Source organism: Sinorhizobium chiapasense, from assembly GCF_045277575.1.
Taxonomy (GTDB): Bacteria; Pseudomonadota; Alphaproteobacteria; order Rhizobiales; family Rhizobiaceae; genus Ensifer; species Ensifer chiapasense_A.
The window spans coordinates 2,460,969-2,480,350 of the sequence record NZ_CP144205.1; the positions used below are offsets into that span (position 1 = coordinate 2,460,969).

At 62.0% G+C, this 19,382-nt stretch carries 15 protein-coding genes; 3 read left to right on the top strand and 12 right to left on the bottom strand.

The window, feature by feature from the left end; all coding sequences use genetic code 11:
* Window positions 1-87 precede the first annotated feature (87 nt).
* Together leuA and QM996_RS11980 are read right to left on the bottom strand one after the other, a co-directional pair.
* Window positions 88-1,797: a 2-isopropylmalate synthase gene (leuA, locus tag QM996_RS11975; protein WP_500267667.1), complete on the bottom strand. Its 1,710-nt coding sequence runs from the start codon at window positions 1,795-1,797 to the stop codon at window positions 88-90.
* A 474-nt stretch (window positions 1,798-2,271) separates the two neighbouring features.
* Window positions 2,272-2,859, bottom strand: coding sequence for an ATP-dependent Clp protease proteolytic subunit (locus tag QM996_RS11980; protein ID WP_483503893.1), 588 nt, complete (start codon window positions 2,857-2,859; stop codon window positions 2,272-2,274).
* A gap of 239 nt (window positions 2,860-3,098) precedes the next feature.
* Here QM996_RS11980 and QM996_RS11985 point away from each other — a divergent pair, with 239 nt between their 5' ends.
* Window positions 3,099-3,677 carry a HupE/UreJ family protein gene (locus tag QM996_RS11985; RefSeq protein ID WP_500267668.1) on the top strand — a complete coding sequence of 193 codons (579 nt, stop codon included), beginning with the start codon at window positions 3,099-3,101 and terminating at the stop codon, window positions 3,675-3,677.
* 157 nt (window positions 3,678-3,834) lie between these two features.
* Here the strand turns inward: QM996_RS11985 and queF are convergent, their stop codons facing one another.
* The 5 genes from queF to QM996_RS12010 form a co-directional block, all read right to left on the bottom strand.
* Entirely contained in the window at window positions 3,835-4,299 is a 465-nt protein-coding gene (queF, locus tag QM996_RS11990; RefSeq protein WP_173517425.1) for a preQ(1) synthase, read from the bottom strand.
* A 149-nt stretch (window positions 4,300-4,448) separates the two neighbouring features.
* Window positions 4,449-5,369: a cation diffusion facilitator family transporter gene (locus QM996_RS11995; protein ID WP_500267669.1), complete on the bottom strand. Its 921-nt coding sequence runs from the start codon at window positions 5,367-5,369 to the stop codon at window positions 4,449-4,451.
* A 373-nt stretch (window positions 5,370-5,742) separates the two neighbouring features.
* A complete protein-coding gene (locus tag QM996_RS12000; protein ID WP_500267670.1) occupies window positions 5,743-7,932 on the bottom strand; it encodes an anthranilate synthase in 2,190 nt (729 codons plus the stop codon).
* 216 nt (window positions 7,933-8,148) lie between these two features.
* Window positions 8,149-8,193 (bottom strand): trpE operon leader peptide TrpLE, encoded by a 45-nt coding sequence (gene trpLE, locus QM996_RS12005; protein WP_178385070.1) that lies wholly within the window; start codon window positions 8,191-8,193, stop codon window positions 8,149-8,151.
* A 124-nt stretch (window positions 8,194-8,317) separates the two neighbouring features.
* A complete protein-coding gene (locus tag QM996_RS12010) occupies window positions 8,318-10,420 on the bottom strand; it encodes a TonB-dependent receptor (RefSeq protein ID WP_500267671.1) in 2,103 nt (700 codons plus the stop codon).
* 394 nt (window positions 10,421-10,814) lie between these two features.
* On the opposite strand from QM996_RS12010, the gene QM996_RS12015 reads away from it, so the two are divergent.
* Complete coding sequence (locus tag QM996_RS12015) at window positions 10,815-11,720, top strand: extensin-like domain-containing protein (protein WP_500267672.1); 906 nt, start codon at window positions 10,815-10,817, stop codon at window positions 11,718-11,720.
* A gap of 27 nt (window positions 11,721-11,747) precedes the next feature.
* On the opposite strand, the gene QM996_RS12020 is transcribed toward QM996_RS12015, so the two are convergent.
* Window positions 11,748-12,200: a thioesterase domain-containing protein gene (locus QM996_RS12020; RefSeq protein ID WP_500267673.1), complete on the bottom strand. Its 453-nt coding sequence runs from the start codon at window positions 12,198-12,200 to the stop codon at window positions 11,748-11,750.
* A gap of 245 nt (window positions 12,201-12,445) precedes the next feature.
* Here QM996_RS12020 and QM996_RS12025 point away from each other — a divergent pair, with 245 nt between their 5' ends.
* Window positions 12,446-12,955, top strand: coding sequence for a DUF1993 domain-containing protein (locus tag QM996_RS12025; protein ID WP_500267674.1), 510 nt, complete (start codon window positions 12,446-12,448; stop codon window positions 12,953-12,955).
* Window positions 12,956-13,054: 99 nt separating this feature from the next.
* On the opposite strand, the gene QM996_RS12030 is transcribed toward QM996_RS12025, so the two are convergent.
* From QM996_RS12030 to QM996_RS12045, 4 genes are all read right to left on the bottom strand, one after another.
* Window positions 13,055-14,734, bottom strand: a complete 1,680-nt coding sequence (locus tag QM996_RS12030; protein WP_500267675.1) for a formate--tetrahydrofolate ligase — start codon at window positions 14,732-14,734, stop codon at window positions 13,055-13,057.
* Between the two features lie 95 nt (window positions 14,735-14,829).
* On the bottom strand, window positions 14,830-16,050 hold the full coding sequence (locus QM996_RS12035) for a DUF2333 family protein (RefSeq protein WP_500267676.1): 1,221 nt from the start codon (window positions 16,048-16,050) through the stop codon (window positions 14,830-14,832).
* A gap of 3 nt (window positions 16,051-16,053) precedes the next feature.
* Entirely contained in the window at window positions 16,054-17,343 is a 1,290-nt protein-coding gene (locus tag QM996_RS12040; protein WP_500267677.1) for a DUF6638 family protein, read from the bottom strand.
* A gap of 121 nt (window positions 17,344-17,464) precedes the next feature.
* A complete protein-coding gene (locus QM996_RS12045) occupies window positions 17,465-19,381 on the bottom strand; it encodes an AAA family ATPase (protein WP_500267678.1) in 1,917 nt (638 codons plus the stop codon).
* Between the last annotated feature and the right edge of the window lies 1 nt (window position 19,382).

The window sequence follows — 19,382 nt, forward strand, 5'->3', positions numbered from 1 at the left end:
GGCGCATGCCACAATCGAATTCATGACATGAAAAAGGCCGCACCGGCTTGCCGGTACGGCCTATTGTTTGTTCGCCTGACGCGCCGATCAGCCGCGCTTCATGTCCAGGACGCGGTTCGCCGCCGAGACGATCGCTTCGAGCGAGGCGGCGACGATGTTGGTGTTGATGCCGGCGCCGAAGAGCTTGCCGCCCGGATGCTCCATCTCAACGTAGGCGATAGCCGCCGCGTTGGAGCCGTGCTGCAGCGAATGCTCGGAATAGTCCGCGACCGAGAGGTCGATGCCGAGATAGATCGACAGCGCATTGATGAAGCCGTCGATCGGGCCGGTGCCCTTGCCTTCGATCCGCTTGACCTCGCCATTGTCGGTGATCTCGGCTGCAACCACGCGCACGCCCTTATGTTCGCCCACCGGGTAGGTGTGGTGATCGACGAACTTGATGCGCGCGCCCGGCTGCTCGACATAACGCTCGATGAAGCGTTCGTAGATGCGCTTGGAGGGCAGCTCCTTGCCTTCCTCGTCGGTGATGCGCTGAATGTCCTCGCGGAACTCGACCTGGAGGTTGCGCGGCAGGTTGATGCCGTAGTCCTCCTGCAGGATGTAGGCGATGCCGCCCTTGCCCGACTGCGAGTTGATGCGGATGATCGCCTCGTAGGACCGGCCGACGTCGCGCGGGTCGATCGGCAGGTAAGGCACTTCCCAAAGCGGCTTGTTGGCGGTCTTGATCGCCTTCATGCCCTTGTTGATCGCGTCCTGGTGCGAGCCGGAGAAGGCCGTATAGACCAGTTCGCCGACATAAGGATGACGCTCCGGAATGACCATCTGGTTGGAGTATTCGTAGACTTCCTTGATCCGCTCGATATCCGAGCAGTCGAGCTGCGGATCGACGCCTTGCGTGAACATGTTCAGCGCCAGCGTGACAACGTCGACGTTACCGGTCCGCTCGCCATTGCCGAACAGCGTGCCCTCGACGCGGTCGGCGCCGGCCATCAGGCCCAATTCGGTGGCGGCAATGCCGGTGCCACGGTCGTTATGCGGATGCAGCGAGATGATCAGGCTCTCGCGGTTGTCGAGGTTGCGGCACATCCACTCGATCTGGTCGGCATAGATGTTCGGCGTCGCCATCTCGACGGTCGACGGCAGGTTCAGGATCAGCTTGTTGTCGGGCGTCGGCTTGACGATTTCGGTGACCGCGTTGCAGATCTCCAGCGCCACTTCGAGCTCGGTGCCGGTGAAGCTCTCCGGTGAATATTCGAAGCGGTAGCCGCCGCCGGCCTTGGCCGCCATATCGGTGATCATCTTGGCGGCATCGGTGGCGATCTGCTTGATGCCGGCGACGTCCTTGCCGAAGACCACACGACGCTGCAATTCGCTGGTCGAATTGTAGAAGTGCACGATCGGCTTGTGGGCGCCTTCCAATGCTTCGAATGTGCGGGTGATCAGCTCAGGCCGGCACTGCACCAGCACCTGCAGCGACACGTCCTCGGCAACATTGCCCTCTTCGATGCACCAGCGGGCGAAGTCGAAGTCGGTCTGCGACGCCGAAGGGAAGCCGATCTCGATTTCCTTGAAGCCCATGTCGAGCAGCAGCTGGAACATGCGCGCCTTGCGATCGTGGCCCATCGGGTCGATCAGCGACTGGTTGCCGTCGCGCAGGTCGACCGAGCACCAGATCGGCGCCTTGGTGATCGTCTTCGACGGCCAGGTGCGGTCGGCAAGCGCGATCTGCGGATAGGGTTGATACTTCACCGCCGCTTCCGGCATGCCAATCTTAACGGGGTGCGATTTCTGGATCATTGCAGCTTCTCTTCATCACTGAGCGTCCTGGCCGCCTTGCCATAACCGATCGGAGATCGGATTGCGATGGCTACCGCATAATTCCTTAAACCGGAAAGCGATTTAAGGACAAAATCATGCAGCAGACCTAAAGCGTTACAGCATCGCGTCGAACGCGCTTTATCGTAAAACTCTTATGGATTCGAGGAGCATCTGCCGGCGTGGCTTTTCGGCCGCCGGGCGCTCCTCAGCGAACCCGGCAACCGCGAGTAAGGCCGAGAAGAAGAAGCGATGCGAAGGCGCGCGACGGCGCACGATTGTCATCGTGTCCGGCGGGGATCGAGGTGATCCGATATGCGTCTGCCTTGGTCATGGTCAAAGCCTATACACGGCTTGCCGGACCGGAGCAAGCGTCGCAATGCGCGAAGGTCGCTGCAAAAGAAAAGGGCACCGCGCAATGCCGGTGCCCTCGATATCCATTCGAATGACGCGAACTCAGATGTCCGCAGCCGACGTGATGATGCGCGACACGAGACCGTAGGCCTTGGCTTCTTCAGCCGAGAGCCAGTAGTCGCGGTCGGTGTCCTTGGCGATCTTCTCGACCGGCTGGCCGGTCGCATCGGAGAAGATCTTGTTCAGGCGCTCGTTCATCTTGATGATTTCGCGTGCCTGTATCTCGATGTCCGAAGCCATGCCACGGGTGCCGCCGGACGGTTGATGCAGCAGGAAGCGCGTGTTCGGCATACAGATGCGGCGTTCCTTCGCGGCGCCGACATAGATCAGGGCGCCAGCGGAAGCGACCCAGCCGGTGCCGATGGTCCAGACCTTCGGCTTCACGAACTTGATCATGTCGTGGATGCTGTCACCCGACTCGACATGGCCGCCCGGCGAATTGACGAAGATGCGGATGTCTTCGTCGCTGGCCGCGGCAAGCGCCACGAGCTGCGAGCAGACCTTCTGCGCCAGTTCCTGGTTGATCGTGCCGTAGATGAAAATCGAACGCGACTTGAAAAGGTTCGCCTCCGTTTCCTTGCCGAGCGGCAATTCAATCTTCTTGTCGTCCTCGTCGTCGTTGTCGTTCATCCGTATTTCTCCGGCGTCTCATGAATTCACAGTCAAAATCAGATAATGCGACTCGGCCCCGAAAACAATGCAACAAACGGAAGGGGCAACATAGCGGCGGGGCGGACTATGCTTATGGTAAAAACTGCTTGCGCCAAATGCCGTATAGACAGGTCCGGAAAGGCCAATAGGATTAACCGCGTCGAACAATCGCAGGACGGGGCCATTCTCCCAGGCCCCGCCGATCCATGGGGACACGCATGAACAGACGCATCCTGATCGCTGCGGCGGCACTGGCGGCTTCGGCCGCGCCCGCCTTTGCCCATCTCAATCCGGCCGAACACGGCTCGCTTGCCGCCGGCTTCTCCCATCCGCTCTTCGGCGTCGACCATATCCTGGTCATGGTCGCCGTTGGCCTATGGGCCGCCCAGATCGGCGGCCGCGCCTTGTGGGTCGTGCCGACCGCCTTCGTCACCATGATGACGGCGGGCTTCGCGCTGGCTGTGGCCGGCGTCACACTCCCCTTCGTCGAGCCGGCAATTCTCGCTTCCGTTGTGGCGCTCGGCCTGTTCGTCGCCATGGCCGTGCGTCTCGACACGGCTGCGTCGGCAGCAATCGTCGGCGTCTTCGCCCTCTTCCATGGTCACGCCCATGGCGGCGAACTCGGCAGCGCCGGCGCGCTCGCCTTCTCGGCCGGCTTCATCGCTGCCACTGCGGCTCTTCACGGGGCGGGCATCGGCCTCGGTATCGCCCTGCAGCGCCTCTCCGGCGGCAGCCTGCTGGCCCGCATCCTCGGCGGCTTGACGGCGTTTGCGGGTGCAGCGCTGATCTTCGGCTGATCTGAAATCACCCAGAGAAAAGCAGATGGCGGGCTACTGCATGTCTCCTTAAATCAACCTCGATTTAAGGACGAAGACATGCAGCAATCAAAGTTCTACAGCGACCCTTGCGCGTCTGATAAGACGTGCGGCGGCGCTGTAGGCCCGCCATTTTCGTTTAGCCGCGACCGCGATAGGTCGGCACGCCCTGGTCGGGCAGCCACAAACCCTCCGGCGGCTTGCCGGTCTGCCAGAAGACGTCGATCGGGATGCCGCCGCGCGGATACCAATAGGCGCCGATGCGAAGCCAGCGCGGCGAAAGCAGCGAAACCAGCCGGTTCGCGATCTCGATCGTGCAATCCTCGTGGAAAGCGCCATGGTTGCGGAAGGAATGCAGGAACAGCTTCAGCGACTTCGATTCCACCAGCCACTCGTCCGGCACATAGTCGATGACAATATGGGCGAAATCCGGCTGGCCGGTCATCGGGCAGAGCGAGGTGAATTCCGGCGCGGTGAAACGCACCAGATAGTCCTTGCCCTGGTTGCCGCTCGGCACCCGCTCCAGCACTGCCTCTTCCGGGCTTTGCGGTAGATCGACCTTCGCGCCCAATTGCGAAAGGCCGGATACGTCGGTCTTGCTCATTTTCCGTTGCTCCGTGAGAACATTGCGCAGCAGCGCGATCGGTTCCGGCTCGCACCGCGCCGACCCGCCTCATTTGCGGCCCTTAAATCAGAACTGCCTTAAGAAGGAAACCTTCTTGCGGTTCAAGAGAAATATGGCCGTTTGTGTTTTCAGTGGCGCGCCGACGTCGTCTTGACGCGCACGCCGTGCGCCTTTTCACCTTCCGGCTCCACATGGATCGCGATCCTGGCGCCCGGATGCACGGCGCGGATCGCGTCCTCGATCCGGTCGCAGATATCATGCGCCTCGCCGACCGGCATAGCCTCCGGCACGACCATGTGGAAATCCACGAAGATCGCAGGGCCGGCCTGGCGGGTCTTGAGGTCATGCACGCCGAGCGATCCCTTGGCATTGGCGGCGATCGCCTGCTTGATCGCCTCTTCCTCTTCACCCGAAACCGCCCGGTCCATCAAGCCGTCGATCGAACGGGAGATGACCTTCCAGCCCTGGAACAGGATGTTACAGGCAACGACCACTGCCAGCAGCGGGTCGAGGATCGCGTAGCCGGTGGCGATGGCGAGAACAAGGCCGACGAGCACGCCGGCCGAGGTTACCACATCGGAAAGGATATGGTGGCCGTCGGCGCTGAGCGCAGGGGAGCGATGGCGCGCGCCGGCGCGGATCAGCACATAGGCCCAGCCGGCGTTGATGACACCTGCAACGAAGTTGATCGCAAGCCCGAGCACGGGAGCCTCTAGCAGCACCGGCGACAGGATCGCCGGCACCGCCTCCCAGACGATGAGCAGTGCCGCGACGACGATCAGCACACCTTCGATGACGGCCGAAAAATACTCCGCCTTGTGGTGGCCGAAGGGATGACCCGCATCGGCGGGCTTTGCCGCATAGCCGATCATCGCATAGGCGATGACCGCCGCGATCACGTTGACCGTCGACTCCAGCCCATCGGACAGAAGCGCGACCGAACCGGTCAGCCACCAGGCGAGCAGTTTCAGGCCGAGCACGGCGAGCGAGAGTGGTATGCCCCAGAAGGCCAGTCGGAGCACGGCACGGTTTTCGGTTCCAGTCGTCATTGTCATTCCTCATGCAGATGCAAACGAGTTGCAAACGCAAGCCCATTCAAACGCAAAACCGCCCGCGCGAATTTTCGCGCAGGCGGTCGATGGACAAGCATATGGTGGATTAAACGCCGCTTGTCAAAGATTGGTTCGGTTGGATCCGGTTTCGCCGAGCGGCACGGTATCGAACAGCCCTCGGTTTCGCCTATTCCGCAGGTCCCCTCCAGCGCGACCGACAAAGAAAACAGGTTCTCTGAGTGAAGCGCTCTCATCGCATGAGCGTGCCGGCGGCGGCGAGTTAAAAAGGGCGCCGCCTCTATCGCAGAAGCAGCGCCCGGTTATTGCTGGGTATCGTCTCCGCCTTCGGTGAAGGCGCAGTGCCCCGCGGTCAGGCGGCCTTGATCTTGGCGCGCTTGGCGAGATGCGCCACCACGTTCTCGATCATCCGCATGCCGGCGTCGCCGCCGAGCGTCATGATCGATTCCGGGTGGAACTGCACTGCCGCCACCGGTTCCTTCGTGTGCTCGATCCCCATGATCGTGCCGTCTTCGCTTTCGGCAGTGATCATGAAATCGTTGGGCAGGCTCGATGGATCGGCGAAGATCGAGTGGTAACGACCGACCGTCACTTCCTTGCCGAGGCCGGAGAAGACGATGCCGGGTTCCAGCACGCGGATGCGCGACGGCTTGCCGTGCATCGGGATCGCAAGCTGGCGCAGGTCTCCGCCGTAGGCTTCGGCCAGCGCCTGCAGGCCGAGGCAGACGCCGAAAATCGGCAGGTCGCGCGCCCGCGCCTTCTTGATCGTCGCCTTGCAATCGAAGTCTTTCGGATTGCCCGGTCCAGGCGAAAGCACGACGAGGTCCGGCTTGACGCGATCGAAGATCTCTTCGGCCACCGGCGTACGCACCGTCGTGACCGTCGCCCCCGTCTGGCGGAAATAATTCGCCAGCGTATGAACGAAGCTGTCCTCGTGATCGACGAGCAGGATGTTGACGCCGGCGCCAACCGCCGCAACGTCGCGGCTTGCCTTGGCGCTGTTGGCGGATTTCGCGTCACGAATGGCTGCGATCATGGCGGAGGCCTTCAGTTCGGTTTCGGCTTCTTCTTCTTCCGGGTTTGAATCGTAGAGCAGCGTCGCCCCTGCCCTCACCTCGGCGATACCGTCCTTGATGCGGATCGTGCGCAGCGTCAGGCCCGTGTTCATGTCGCCGTTGAAGCCGACCATGCCGATGGCGCCACCATACCATGCGCGCGGGCTCTTCTCATGGCTTTCGATGAAGCGCATCGCCCAGAGCTTCGGCGCGCCGGTGACCGTCACCGCCCAGGCGTGGCTCAAGAAGCCGTCGAAGGCATCCATGTCGTCCCGCAGACGCCCTTCGATATGGTCGACCGTGTGGATCAGGCGCGAATACATCTCGATCTGGCGGCGGCCGATGACCTTGACGGAGCCCGGGACGCACACACGGCTCTTGTCGTTGCGGTCGACGTCCGAGCACATGGTGAGTTCGGATTCGTCCTTCTTCGAGTTCAAGAGCTTCAGGATCTGTTCGCTGTCGGCGATCGGGTCGTCGCCACGCTTGATCGTGCCGGAGATCGGGCAGGTCTCGATGCGGCGGCCGGAAACGCGCACGAACATCTCCGGCGAGGCGCCGACAAGATACTCCTGGTTTCCAAGGTTGATGAAGAAGGAATAGGGCGACGGATTGATCGCCTTCAGCCGGTTGGAGATCTCCGAAGGCTTGCTCTCGCAGCGCTCATAGAACTTCTGGCCGGGCACCACTTCGAAGAGGTCGCCGCGGCGGAAGCTCTCCTTCGCCTTGACGACCAGCTCGGCATATTCGCCTGGACGATGGTCGCCATGCGGCGGGATAGTGTCGACCGTCTGGAACGGTTCCGGCGCGATCTCGTCCGCCTTGCCTTCGGTGGTGCGGCCATCCTTGGCAAAGTCGTAGCGGTCGATCCAGGCCTTGGCGGCATAGTGGTCGACGACCAGGATCTCGTCCGGCAGGAACAGCACCATGTCGCGCTGGTCGTCCGGCCGCTTCAGCTTCAGCTCGATCGCATCGAACTGGAAGGCGAGATCGTAGCCGAAGGCGCCATAGAGGCCGAGGCTCGCATCCTCGGCCGAATGGAAAAGATTGGTGACGGCGCGAAGCACGCTGAACACCGTCGGTATCTTCGAACGCTCTTCCTCGGTGAAGACGCGATCCGGTTCGTTGATCGTGAGATCCAGACGACGGCTGGTCGAAGCGCCGAGCGTGATGTCGGAAACGGTCTTCAGATGCTCGGCGATGATCGACAGCAGCACCTCGCCGCGGCCGTTATAGGCTTCGATCCAGAGCGAGCGGCCGAAGGAGGAGATGCCGAGCGGCGGGTCGACGACGGCCGTGTCCCAGCGGGTGTAGCGGCCGGGATATTCATAGTTGGAGGAAAACACCGCGCCGCGGCGTTCATCGAGCTTGTCCACATAGCTCGCGATCGCCTGGCCATAGGAGGCTTCGCGCCGCCTGCGCGTCACCACGATGCCGCCTTTGGTGGTGTAGCTCTCCGCTCCATCTTCGAGAATTACCGTTGCCATTCGCCTCGCTCCGTAAAAGCCCGGTCCTTACAGCGCCGCGCGTCTTTCAAGACGCGCCAAGGACGCTGTAACACTTTAAAGTTGCTGCATAATTTTGTCCCTAAATCGATTCCGATTTAAGGAATTATGCAGTAAGCGGCCCAAACATGAAAAAAGCCGCCTCGAAATCTCCGGGCGGCTTCATCTCTCAATCACGCATGACTGGTCAAGGCCGCTTCAGCGAGCCCACCACCAGATCGAAATGTTGCGTGCGTTTTCCATGGGCGAAAGTGTTAGCGTGGGTTTATGCCACGCGCAAGCGGGAAAGCGACGGCAACTGCGGCGGTTGCGGCAAAAAAAGAGGCGACCCTTGCGAGCCGCCCCGACTGGAGTTGATCCGATACTATCAGAACTTCGCCTTCGCCGTCACCAGGAAGGTGCGGCCGCGGCCGGTATCGATCGTGCTGCCGGCAATCGTGCTCGACGACGGCGTGTAGGTCTTGTCGAAGAGGTTCGTCACCGTCGCCGTCACCTCGAAGCCGTTCTCGAACTTGTAGTTCGCGAAGAGGTCGACGAGACCGTAGCCCGGAACGTTTGGCGGCGTGCGGTTGATCTCGCCGACGAAGGCGTTCGATACGGCATAGAACCGCGTACCGACCGTCAGGCGCTGGTCTTCGAGGAAGCGCGCACCGAGCGTTGCGCTGATGATGTTGTCAGGCAGGTAGCTCTGGACGCCGAAACCGTTGACCTGGGAAGGCAGATTGCTCTCGGTGTAGGTGTAGGCGAGATCGCCGAAGACATAACCGGCATCATAGGCCGCTTGAAGCTCGAAGCCCTGGACGGTCGACTTGCCCGGATTGTTGACGAAGAAGACCTGGCTACCACCATTGCGCAGAGCAGCCGTGATGTAGTTGTCGATGCGGTTGTGGAAGTAGTTGGCCTTCAGGCGCAGGCTGTCACTGGGATCGAGCAGACCGTCGAAGGTGAAGTTGGCGCCGATTTCCCAGCCCTTCGAGAGTTCAGGCTCGAGGAACGGATTGGGGAAGAACATCTGGAAGCCGCCGGGGTGGGAGCCGCCGGCAAAGGTTTCGTTGACCGTCGGCGAGCGCGAAGTCTCGGCATAGGTCACATAGGGCTGGAACCAGTCGGTCGGGTTGAGCGCAACCGTGACACTTGGGTTGAGACGGCCATCGGACTTGTCGACCGTGTACGGACCCGCCGGCAAGCCGATCGGGTTGCCGGCCGAGACGGCACCGGAGCCATCCAGGCTGAAGTGATCCCAACGCAGGCCGGCCGTCAGGTCGACGATGCCATAGGTGAAGGTGGTGTTGCTGAAGACACCGGTCGTGGCATTGGTACCGCTGCCGTTGACGCCGCCGGCCGGGCGTGCCGCGCTGTTGATGACGTCGTAGTCGTCGCGGAAGTATTCGACACCGTAGTTTGCCTTGACCGAGACATCGCCGAGATCGAACAGCGAGGTGTTCGAGATATCGAAGCCCTTACCGGTATCGGTGATGCGACGGCCTGCTGCCGAGCCGCCGCCGGCAATGTTCGCGTCGTACTTCATCCTCAGCCGGTTCCAATAGGCATTGGCCTTGAAGTCGATGAGTTCGTTGTCCGGCGTGTAGGAGTAGCTCGCCGAAACGGTCTCATTCTTCACGTTCTGGAAGTAGGAGTTCGCGAAAAAGTCGTTGTCATAGGTGATGCCGGTGAGCTTGAAGGTGTGGTCCTTGTCGGGCGTCACCTCGAACTTCAGCAGGCCCGAAAGCAGGTCTTCCTCAGTAAAGGGCACCTTTACGCCATTGCCGTTGTCGTAATTGCCGGGGTCGGCCTTGCTGATACCGCCGAGCACCGAGAAGACGTCGTTGAAACGGTAGGCGCCGATCAGCGATTCCGACCAGCCGGCCTCGTTGCTGCCGTAGGTGGCCGAAGCGATGCCGCCGTAGTTCTTGCCGTCCTGGATCAGGTCTTCGACGTCATAGGTCTTGAAATTGACCGCACCAGCGAGTGCGCCACCGCCAACACCGGTGACGGCGCCACGGGTCACGTCGATCTCGGACAGGAATGCCGGATCGAAATAGGCAAAGCCCTGGGCTTCGTGGCCGGTGAAACGGAAGTTCTGGCGTACACCGTCGATCATCATGTTGACGCGGCCGGAGCCCTCGAAGCCGCGGATGTTCACGGCGACGCCCGGGTTTTGCGGGTTGTTCGCGGTCGAAGTACCGGGAACGCCGCGCAGCAGGTCGTCGGTCTCGAGACCGGATTGCAGGTCGATCTGGTCGGAGGTGACGACACTGACCGGGCCGGCCTTGGCATAGGGATCAGCGGTGCGCGAGCCCTTGGCAACGATCGGCGACAGGTAGGTATCGCCCTTCCTGGTCTCCTCGGCCCTTTTCTCTTCCGGCATTGCCTGGGTAGTCGCGCTCTGGGCGAAGGCGACGGTGGCGACTGAAATTGCAAGAGTTGTCGTGCAAGCCAAGAGGGCCTGGCGACGATGCCGGGTGAGCATGGACCAATCCTTTGAGGTTCGAGGCCGGGCTTGCTGTTGAGCGGCAAACTCAAGGGGCTGGCTGGGCGTGTTCTGGGCGTTGCGACATGTCGCCGCCTCATTTATGCCGCATAAAAAACATGAGTGTATTTGTCAACATACAAAGATCCTCCCCATAATTTGTGGGGTCGTGCCAATTCGAGGCGTTGCCGAACTGCAACGCTTTTGCTGGAGAGCCGGAGCGGATGAGGAGTTGCGGCTTTCCGCCCGCATCCGTTCTTAATTCATTGGAATCGGTGACGTTTATGATTTGGGTCGATTGCACCCAAATCATCGTGATCCGATGAAACCAGATCCGGTTCTGCGCGTTCCCTCCGCTCAAAGCCCGCTGCGCGGGCAGTGCGAAAGGAACCGGATGCGTCGCTCTTTCCCCTTGATCCTGCTGTCATTCCTGATCCTGACGGGCGCAAGCCTGCCGAAATCCGGTCCCCTCCCGATAAAAAGGCCGCCGCCAGATGCGGGAACGGAAGAGGCTGTTCCAACGCCCGACAAGAAGCCGGCGGACGATGCCGAGGGCGCAACGACGCATGAGCCGCCGGCGGGCAACGGCGAACGACCTGTCCCGCAGCCGAAGCCGACGGCTGGAGATGAGCAACCGAAAGAGGACGAGAAGCCGGTGGCGGACGAGAAGGACCAGCACGCAGACGAGAAGAAGGATGCCATGCCGGCGCCAATCGTCTATCCACCGGTCGAGACGGAGAATGCTGCCGAATATGCGAAGTGTCTGACCGACTTGAGGGCGGTCGGGGCAACGTTCGTCGAAGCCAAGCGCATTGACGACGGCAAGGGCTGCGGCATCGACAAGCCGCTGGAGGTCACCAGCATTCTGCCGGACGTCAAGCTCGCGCCCAAGGGGTTGATGCGGTGCGAGACGGCGCTGGCGCTGGCACGCTGGACGAAGGAGACCGCCCAGCCGGCCGCGGAAGTCGCCTTCGCCAAGAACATCAAGATCAAGGCGTTGAACCAGGCGTCGACCTATGTTTGTCGCCTGCGCAACAATGCGACGACAGGCAAGATCTCCGAACATGCCCACGGCAATGCCGTCGACATCGCGTCCTTCAGCTTGAGCGACGGGACGACGATCGCCATCCAGCCGCGCGATGAGGACGGCACGATGGAAGGCGCGTTCCAGCGCGCGGTCACCGCCTCCGCCTGCCTGTATTTCAAGACCGTGCTCGATCCCGGCAGCGATGTCGCCCACGAATCCCACCTGCATCTCGACGTCATCGACCGCCGCAACGGCTATCGCTACTGCCGTTAGGCGAGGACTTGCGAGGGGCGTCGCCGCTCAGCCCTTGCCATATCCGAGGGCGACGAATTCACCCTCGAAGCGTCCGGCCACAGCGTCGCCGTCAAGGAGATCGGCAACGACCACGGCGCGCGCCCTGCCCCGCCGTTCGAGCATCCGCAGAAAGCTCGGCCATTGCGCGGCGTCCGCCAGCGACGAGCGGGCCGCAAAGGCACCGGCGACGGGTTTCAGATAATCCATCCGGTTGCTCTGGATCACCAGGCGGGCCGCCATGCCGCTGTTGCGCAACCGCACATGCAGGAGCGACCAGGCCGACAGGATTGCGAGCGCCGAGGCGCTGCCGCCGAACACCGTTTCGCGGTGGTTGATGTTTGGCGCCAAGGGGGCAGAGAGCCGCACATGGTCGTCCGTTATGTCGTCCACATGAACCTGCATCGCCGCCGAAAGCGGAATATGGGCGTGAAGATAGGTCTGCAAATCCTGTGGTGTCATCGCGGTGTCCATGGTCTTTTCTGCAGCGTTGCACACCATATTAGACGCACGGCGTTCGCTTTCGATCAATGCACGAAACCCTATGTCCCGGCCAGAGCAGCAGGCCTGCGTCCTATCGCCTCTTGCCAGCGTTCCATGGCCCGCAAAGATACCGGCTCGCCCGCCTTGCAGGACCGTACATCTGCTCCCAAATACAGGTGCGAGGAAATCCACCCGATTTGCGCCCAGTCTCAAGGATAATTGTCATGGCATTGACGATGTACCAGCTCTCCATTCCCGCTCTCATTCGCGGGCTCGGTGTCCTCACCAAACTGCTCGACAAGGCCGAGGCTTTCGCGCGCGACAACGGCATCTCCTCCGACGACCTCGTCAATGCCCGGCTGGCGCCGGACATGTTGACGCTGGCCGGCCAGGTGCAGCGCGTCAGCGATACGAGCAAGGGCCTGGTCGGCCGCCTGACCTCGATCGAGGTGCCCCGTTTCCCGGACGAGGAAAAGGCCCTGGACGAACTGCGTCAGCGCGTCGCCAACACTGTTGCCTTCCTCGAAACGGTCCGTCCGGTCGATCTGGAGGACAGCGCCAGCCGCGAAGTCGTCCTCAACTTCCCGACGCTGAAAGTGACGCTCACGGGTGAAGAGTATCTGTTGAGGTTCGTGCTGCCGAACTTCTATTTCCACCTGACGACGGCCTACGACATCCTGCGCCACAAGGGCGTTCCGATCGGCAAGGGTGACTTCCTCAGCCTCACGGCCTAGTTTCCGCTACGCAAGCGAACAGAAATGCAGGCATGCCAACGCCGCGCATCCACCGGATGCGCGGCGTTGTTTTCGTCAGGCTGTCGGCAAGCAACTCGCCTAGAACAAGCCTTCGATATAACCCTGCTCGTTCAGGAAGATCTTCTCCGACGACGGCGCCTTGGGAAGGCCGGGCATGGTCATGATCTCGCCGGTGATGACGACGATGAAGCCGGCGCCGGCCGCAAGCCGCACCTCGCGGATCGGCACCGCATGGCCGGTCGGCGCGCCGCGCAGGTTCGGATCGGTCGAGAAGGAATATTGCGTCTTCGCCATGCAGATCGGCAGGTGGCCATAGCCTTGCTCCTCCCAAGTGCGAAGCTGATCGCGCACCGTCTTGTCGGCGATCACTTCGCTCGCGTGGTAGATGTCCTTGGCGATCGTCTCGATCTTGTGGAAGAGCGACATGTCGTCGGGATAAAGCGGCGAGAACTGCGAATGGCCGGCTTCGGCGAGTTCCGCAACCCTGCGCGCCAACTCCTCGATGCCAGCCGACCCTTGAGCCCAATGCCGGCAGAGCACCGCTTCGGCACCAAGCGTCGCGACATAGTCCTTGATCGCCTGGATCTCCGCCTCGGTATCGGAGGTGAAGTGGTTGATCGCGACGACGACGGGAACGCCGAATTTCTTGACGTTCTGCACATGCCGCCCGAGGTTGGCGCAGCCCTTGCGCAGCGCATCCAGATTTTCCTTGCCGAGATCGTCCTTCTTGACGCCGCCATTCATCTTGATCGCCCTGACGGTCGCGACGATCACCGCGGCGTCTGGCTTCAACCCCGCCTTGCGGCACTTGATGTCGAAGAATTTTTCCGCGCCGAGATCGGCACCGAAACCGGCTTCTGTCACCACATAGTCGGCGAGCTTTAGCGCCGTCGTCGTCGCGATCACCGAATTGCAGCCATGGGCAATGTTGGCAAAGGGACCGCCGTGCACGAAAGCGGGATTGTTTTCGAGCGTCTGCACCAGGTTCGGCTGCATCGCGTCCTTGAGCAGCACCGCCATCGCGCCATCAGCCTTGATATCACGGGCAAGGACCGGGCTCTTGTCGCGGCGATAGCCGATGATGATGTTGCCGAGCCGTTGTTCGAGATCCTTAAGATCGGTCGCCAGGCAAAGGATTGCCATCACCTCGGAGGCGACGGTAATGTCGAAGCCGGTCTCGCGCGGATAGCCGTTGGCGACGCCGCCGAGCGAGCCGACGATGTGACGCAGCGCCCGGTCGTTCATGTCCATCACCCGCCGCCAGGCGATACGGCGGACGTCGATATTCTGCTCATTGCTCCAATAGATGTGGTTGTCGATCAACGCGGCGAGCAGATTGTGGGCCGACGTGATCGCATGGAAATCGCCGGTGAAGTGCAGGTTTATGTCTTCCATCGGCACGACCTGGGAATACCCCCCGCCAGCGGCGCCGCCCTTGATGCCGAAACAGGGGCCGAGCGAGGCCTCGCGGATACAGACGATCGCCTTCTTGCCGATGCGGTTCAGCCCGTCGCCGAGACCCACTGTGGTCGTCGTCTTGCCTTCGCCGGCCGGCGTCGGGTTGATCGCGGTTACCAGGATCAGGCGGCCGTTCTTCTTGTCCTGTTGGCGCGCGATGAAATCGGCACTGATCTTCGCCTTGTCGTGGCCATAGGGCAGCAGATCTTCGGGTGGTATTCCGAGCGCCGCCCCGATTTCCAGGATCGGCTTCTTCCTGGCCGCGCGCGCGATTTCGATATCCGACTTCACCTCCGTCATGCCCTGCTCCTCCCTGGTTCTTTTCTTGTTCGCTCCGTTTCGGGCGCGTTATGAACGCCTGCAAGGGCGGCCGTCGGCGACCGCCCTCTTTCGCTTTAGCGGGCGAGAATATCGCGCATTTCGACGATGTTCGAGCGCACCCTCAGAATGTAGAAGCCCATGGTCGCCAGATGCGTCGGCATGATCCAACCGGCCTCCTCGCCATTGGAGATGATGAACGGCTGGATGCGCAAGGCGGCACGCAACTGCTTGATCGTCTCGACCCAGATCGGCGTCAGCCCGCGCTGGGCAACCACGTTTTCGAAATCAGCACCGGCTGCCGACAGGATGCCGTAATAGCCATAGAGCTGACCATAGGCGAACCAGAAGCGGTCGTCGGCGCGCGTGTCGAACCAGCCGCCATTGTGGTTTTCCGAACGCTCGCGAAGGATCGCCGAGGTGTTGCCGAGGTCGTTGGCGACGCGATCGAGAAACTCGACGAGGTTGTCGGAACGGCCGTCGAAGATCGCTTCACACTTGCTGAGCGAGGTGTTGAAGGAGCGCAGGTCCTTCATTGCCGCACGATAGAAGCTCGGCGTCGGCGTCTTCGGACCAAACGGGTTCAGGCCGAAATACCAGGTCTCCTCGTCGAACTGGAGGTTGCCGCGCGCGCGCTGAAGGTCGTTGTTGATGCCGGACGTGCCGCGGACGCGACCGAGCGAATCGACGAGCTCGACCGAGGTACGGCGGATCGCCTGGTTGATGCCGCGCTGGAACGACGCCTTGTTGTCGAGCCAGGGCGTGTCGTCCCAGTCGAGCCCGAAGAAGCCGAGCTTGTAGAGCAGCATCGACGAGATCCAGGCATTCTCGTTGACATTGAAATCGATGAGGTCGGCGGTGACATCGACGATTGCCGAGGTCTGGCAGACGGTGCCGGCCGGCAACTGCACGGCCGACAGCGCTTCCGGCGTCGATTCCTGCGGCTGCCCCGCAACGCCCGCGAGATTGCTGGCGCCGCCCGCAGCCGACTGTCCTGTCGTCGCGCCGGGCCCGCTCATCGGCGAGCCGGCAGGCACCTTGCGTTCCGCCAGCTTGTAGCGGTCGACATAGTCCTCGTTGAAGTTCGTCCAGGCCTGGGTCTGCCAGATGAAATAGCCGTAAAAGAGGATCAGACCGAGCAGGATGATGCCGATCGGACCTTTGATGATCCAGCTGCGCTGCCGATACCAGTTGCCGACCGCGATGAAGGGCCAGAGCAGCCAGGCAACGGCGAGCCCGATGCCGCGGCCGATCGCGGTAAAGACACGCTGGAAAAACGCAACGATCGGGTCGAACATGTCCTATTCCTCTCTGAGGCCGTAAAGCTTGTGGCGGAAGGCCGCCTTGTCCTTGAGATATGACCCCGTCAGCGTCGCCACAACATAGGCCTTGAAGCTCTCGCTGTAGCGCTCATAGGCGTCATAGAAGCCCTGCTTGTCGAAGACGAAGCGGGAGACGAAATCGCGCGGGACGAGTTGGGAAATCAGCCGGTTGACGAGCCATTGATCGGGATGGGTGGGAGCGGCGCGCACCAGCATGAAGCGGTTCGCTGGCGCGACATCCTGCATCTTGATCGTGCCGGTCGCAGCGACCATGCGGATCATCTCCTGCAGGAACGGATAGGCCCCGTCCCTGGCGACAGCGGCCGCATTGCGATGCATCCAGGTCTGCAGCCAGATCCGATCGGCATTGGCGAGATCGGCCGTCGGATCGCTCTCGTTGATCAGGCCGCGCACGACCATGTCGGCGCGATGCTGGTAGAGGCCGGAGTCCTCGACCCAGGAGGCCTGCGGCAATTGCAGGCGTTTGGTCGAGGCGAGAAAATCGTAGATCCGGGCGTGGTCGTTGATGGCGATGTAGCTCACCTGCCAGGGCCGCGACCGGCGGAAGCCGGGAACCGAGGGGTCGCAGATGACGGTGGTCGTCTTGTCGTCGAGGAAGACGTAGACGCCGCCGAAATGATTGGCCCAGAAGGCTTCGTGGCGGAAGACGAGCTGATCCGGCACCAGCGCGTTCTGGCGGATATCGCCGGTCAGCTTGGCGAGCTCAACCATGCGATTCAGCATCTCATCGTCGGCCCAGGCCGTCGGCACCTTCTTCAGCCGGTCGACCAGCCCGCGCAACTCGGCCGCCTTGCCGAGCATGTCCTCAGCAGACAGAACCCGGAAACGCACTTCGTTGATCGACAGCAGATCGTCGATGTCGTCGACGATCGAAACCGAATCCTCGATCTCGCCGTAGAGCGCATCCTTGATCGTAACCGCGTTGATCGCGCGGCTATTGGCGTTGAAGAATTCATGCATCAGCGCCGCGGTGTTGGAAAAGCTCGTGTGAACGACCGGCAGTTCCGCCTGTTCCGGCGTCATGATGATGAAGCGGCGGTTGACCCGGTTTGGATCGAGATAGTCGCGATCGCCCAGTTCCTCGGCAATCTCGGGCGAAAATCCGGTCATGTCGATGCTGAAGGCCGTGAGTGCCGTCGGCCGCAGGCCGAAGCCTTCGAGCGCCTTGTTGTAGCGCGCGATCAGATGCGGCTCGGAAATATCGAGCAGCCGCCCATAGATCAATTCGGCTTCAAGCAGGCGTTTCATGCAGCATCTCCGCTAACGCCAACCCAGCATGGGCCACGTCCCCTCTCCCCGCAGGCGGGGAGAGGGGACGGCGTCGTGGCTCGCAGCCACCCTCTCAGTCTTGAGCACGGCCTAGACATCTTCATCCCTGCCACCGGCCCTCGCGTTTCATCGTCTCGATCTCGCGGATCGCCTTTTCGCGCTGGCGCTCGCGGCGGATGATGTCGGTGACGGCGGCATCGTCGGATTTGTCGGTGTAGCGGAATTCGCTGTCGGCGTAGCGGTTGATCTCCTGCAGCACCATCTCGATGGTGATCGGACCGCGCAGCGCCTCGATCATCGCCTTCTTCTCGTCGTAGCTCTTGTGCATGAACGAGCCGGCGTCCCTGAACCAGTCGTCCGGAAGCTCGACATCCATGGCCCTGAGCTTGATCGCGTCGGTGATGTTCTTGATCGCCCGGCCAGTAAAGCGAGGTTCCGCCTCCTTGATCATGTGCAGATAGGCGCCGACATCGGCGAGCGAGGCGATTGCGCCCTTCTCCTTCTCGTAACGCTCCCAGACGGCGACGAGACCATCCTCCTTCGGCCGCGAATGTTCGGCATAGGATTGCGATACCGCGCGCTTGATCTCCTGCCCCTCGAAAAGCTGGTGGTCGCCGAGGGGGATCTTGTGGTTCTTGCCGACGAGCAGCGCGAAGATGTCGATATAGTCGTCCTCCGTCTGCGGCCCGTCCACCTGCCAGCGGGCGCCGGCACGCTGGCGCAGCGCATCGTCGACATTTTCCGGGTAGTTGGAGAACATGCCGAAAGTGCAATTGCCGCGCACCACTGTCGAGGCACCGGCGAAGCTTTCCATCAGCACCGCCGTCACCTCGTGCTGGCCGGCCGAGGCCCGATCGTCGGAGCGCTTCGCCGCCACCTGGTCGACATCGTCGATCGTGCCGAAGCCGATCGCCCGCGGGTTCATGACGTTGTTGACGAACTCCTTGCAGTTCTGGCCCGACTTACCCTGATAGGAGGAGATCTGGTCGACGCCGAAATTCTCATAGTGGAAGGCGTAGCCGGCAATCGCGCAATAATCGTTGAGCATGCCGGCGAGCATCTGGATCAGGATCGTCTTGCCGGTACCCGGCATGCCGTCGCCGATGAAGGTGAAGAGAAAGCCGCCGAGCTCGACGAAGGGGTTCATCTGCCGGTCGAAGTCGTAGGCCATCAGCATCTTGGCAAGCTTCAGCGCCTGGTACTTGGCGATGTGGTTGCCGATGATCTCCTCCGGCTTCTTGAAGGTCATGACCAGCGGCTTGCGCTTCTGGCCGGGCGCGACGTCGAAACCGTTCAGCGTGAAATCGTCCTGGTCGAGCCGGATATGCACGGTCTCGAAGCTTTGCAGGCCGGTAAAGCGCGCCTTGCGGGCAATCAGCCCTTCGATCGCCACGCGGGAGAAGGCACGCGCCCGGGCGGTCAGCGCCAGATCATCGGGTGCCCCGGCAATGCTTCGGTCGAGCGCCGAGACGAGGCTCTTCAGCGCGTCCTGCGGCGTGTCGAACAGGAAGTCGGGCTCGACCGCATCATCGACCGGCTCGCCCTCACCCGACAGCGTCGAGCCGAGATAGGCTGCAAGCGTGAAGGCCGCGACGTAAGCCGAGGCCGAAAGCAGCGCCTTGAACTGGTTCGCCTCGTCTCCGGCAAGCGGTGAGGTGGCATTCCTCGCCTGCAACTGTTCCAGGCTCGTCTGGCGCGCAAAGACGTCGGCGACGGCAAGCGCCACCTGAATGCCGCGGCGCGTGCGGAAGAGCACGGCGTGCTGGGCCGGCGAGAACATCGGGTCGCCCTGACGCACGGCCTGGATGGTCTTGGTCAGCTCGACCTCGCGCGTGCGCCGCTGGCCGCCGGTCGAGACCGTCGACACGAAGCGGCGACCGGTACCGGCAAGCGACGTGCCGGCGGATCCATCCTCGCGCTCCAGGATGATGAGCTTGGTCACCAGCCCCTGCGCCACCGCCTGGTGCTTGGCGATGTCGTCCTCGTGCAGCGTCGTCAGCCCCGTATTGAGTGTCATC

Bases quoted from the DNA above. Each gene is read 5' to 3' on its own strand.
- QM996_RS12030 (WP_500267675.1), bottom strand. From the start codon at position 14,734: ATGACGGAGGTGAAGTCGGATATCGAAATCGCGCGCGCGGCCAGGAAG.
- QM996_RS12020 (WP_500267673.1), bottom strand. From the start codon at position 12,200: ATGACACCACAGGATTTGCAGACCTATCTTCACGCCCATATTCCGCTT.
- QM996_RS12025 (WP_500267674.1), top strand. From the start codon at position 12,446: ATGGCATTGACGATGTACCAGCTCTCCATTCCCGCTCTCATTCGCGGG.
- QM996_RS12040 (WP_500267677.1), bottom strand. From the start codon at position 17,343: ATGAAACGCCTGCTTGAAGCCGAATTGATCTATGGGCGGCTGCTCGAT.
- QM996_RS11980 (WP_483503893.1), bottom strand. From the start codon at position 2,859: ATGAACGACAACGACGACGAGGACGACAAGAAGATTGAATTGCCGCTC.
- QM996_RS11985 (WP_500267668.1), top strand. From the start codon at position 3,099: ATGAACAGACGCATCCTGATCGCTGCGGCGGCACTGGCGGCTTCGGCC.
- QM996_RS12045 (WP_500267678.1), bottom strand. From the start codon at position 19,381: ATGACACTCAATACGGGGCTGACGACGCTGCACGAGGACGACATCGCC.
- queF (WP_173517425.1), bottom strand. From the start codon at position 4,299: ATGAGCAAGACCGACGTATCCGGCCTTTCGCAATTGGGCGCGAAGGTC.
- QM996_RS12015 (WP_500267672.1), top strand. From the start codon at position 10,815: ATGCGTCGCTCTTTCCCCTTGATCCTGCTGTCATTCCTGATCCTGACG.
- QM996_RS11995 (WP_500267669.1), bottom strand. From the start codon at position 5,369: ATGACGACTGGAACCGAAAACCGTGCCGTGCTCCGACTGGCCTTCTGG.
- QM996_RS12035 (WP_500267676.1), bottom strand. From the start codon at position 16,050: ATGTTCGACCCGATCGTTGCGTTTTTCCAGCGTGTCTTTACCGCGATC.
- QM996_RS12000 (WP_500267670.1), bottom strand. From the start codon at position 7,932: ATGGCAACGGTAATTCTCGAAGATGGAGCGGAGAGCTACACCACCAAA.
- leuA (WP_500267667.1), bottom strand. From the start codon at position 1,797: ATGATCCAGAAATCGCACCCCGTTAAGATTGGCATGCCGGAAGCGGCG.
- QM996_RS12010 (WP_500267671.1), bottom strand. From the start codon at position 10,420: ATGCTCACCCGGCATCGTCGCCAGGCCCTCTTGGCTTGCACGACAACT.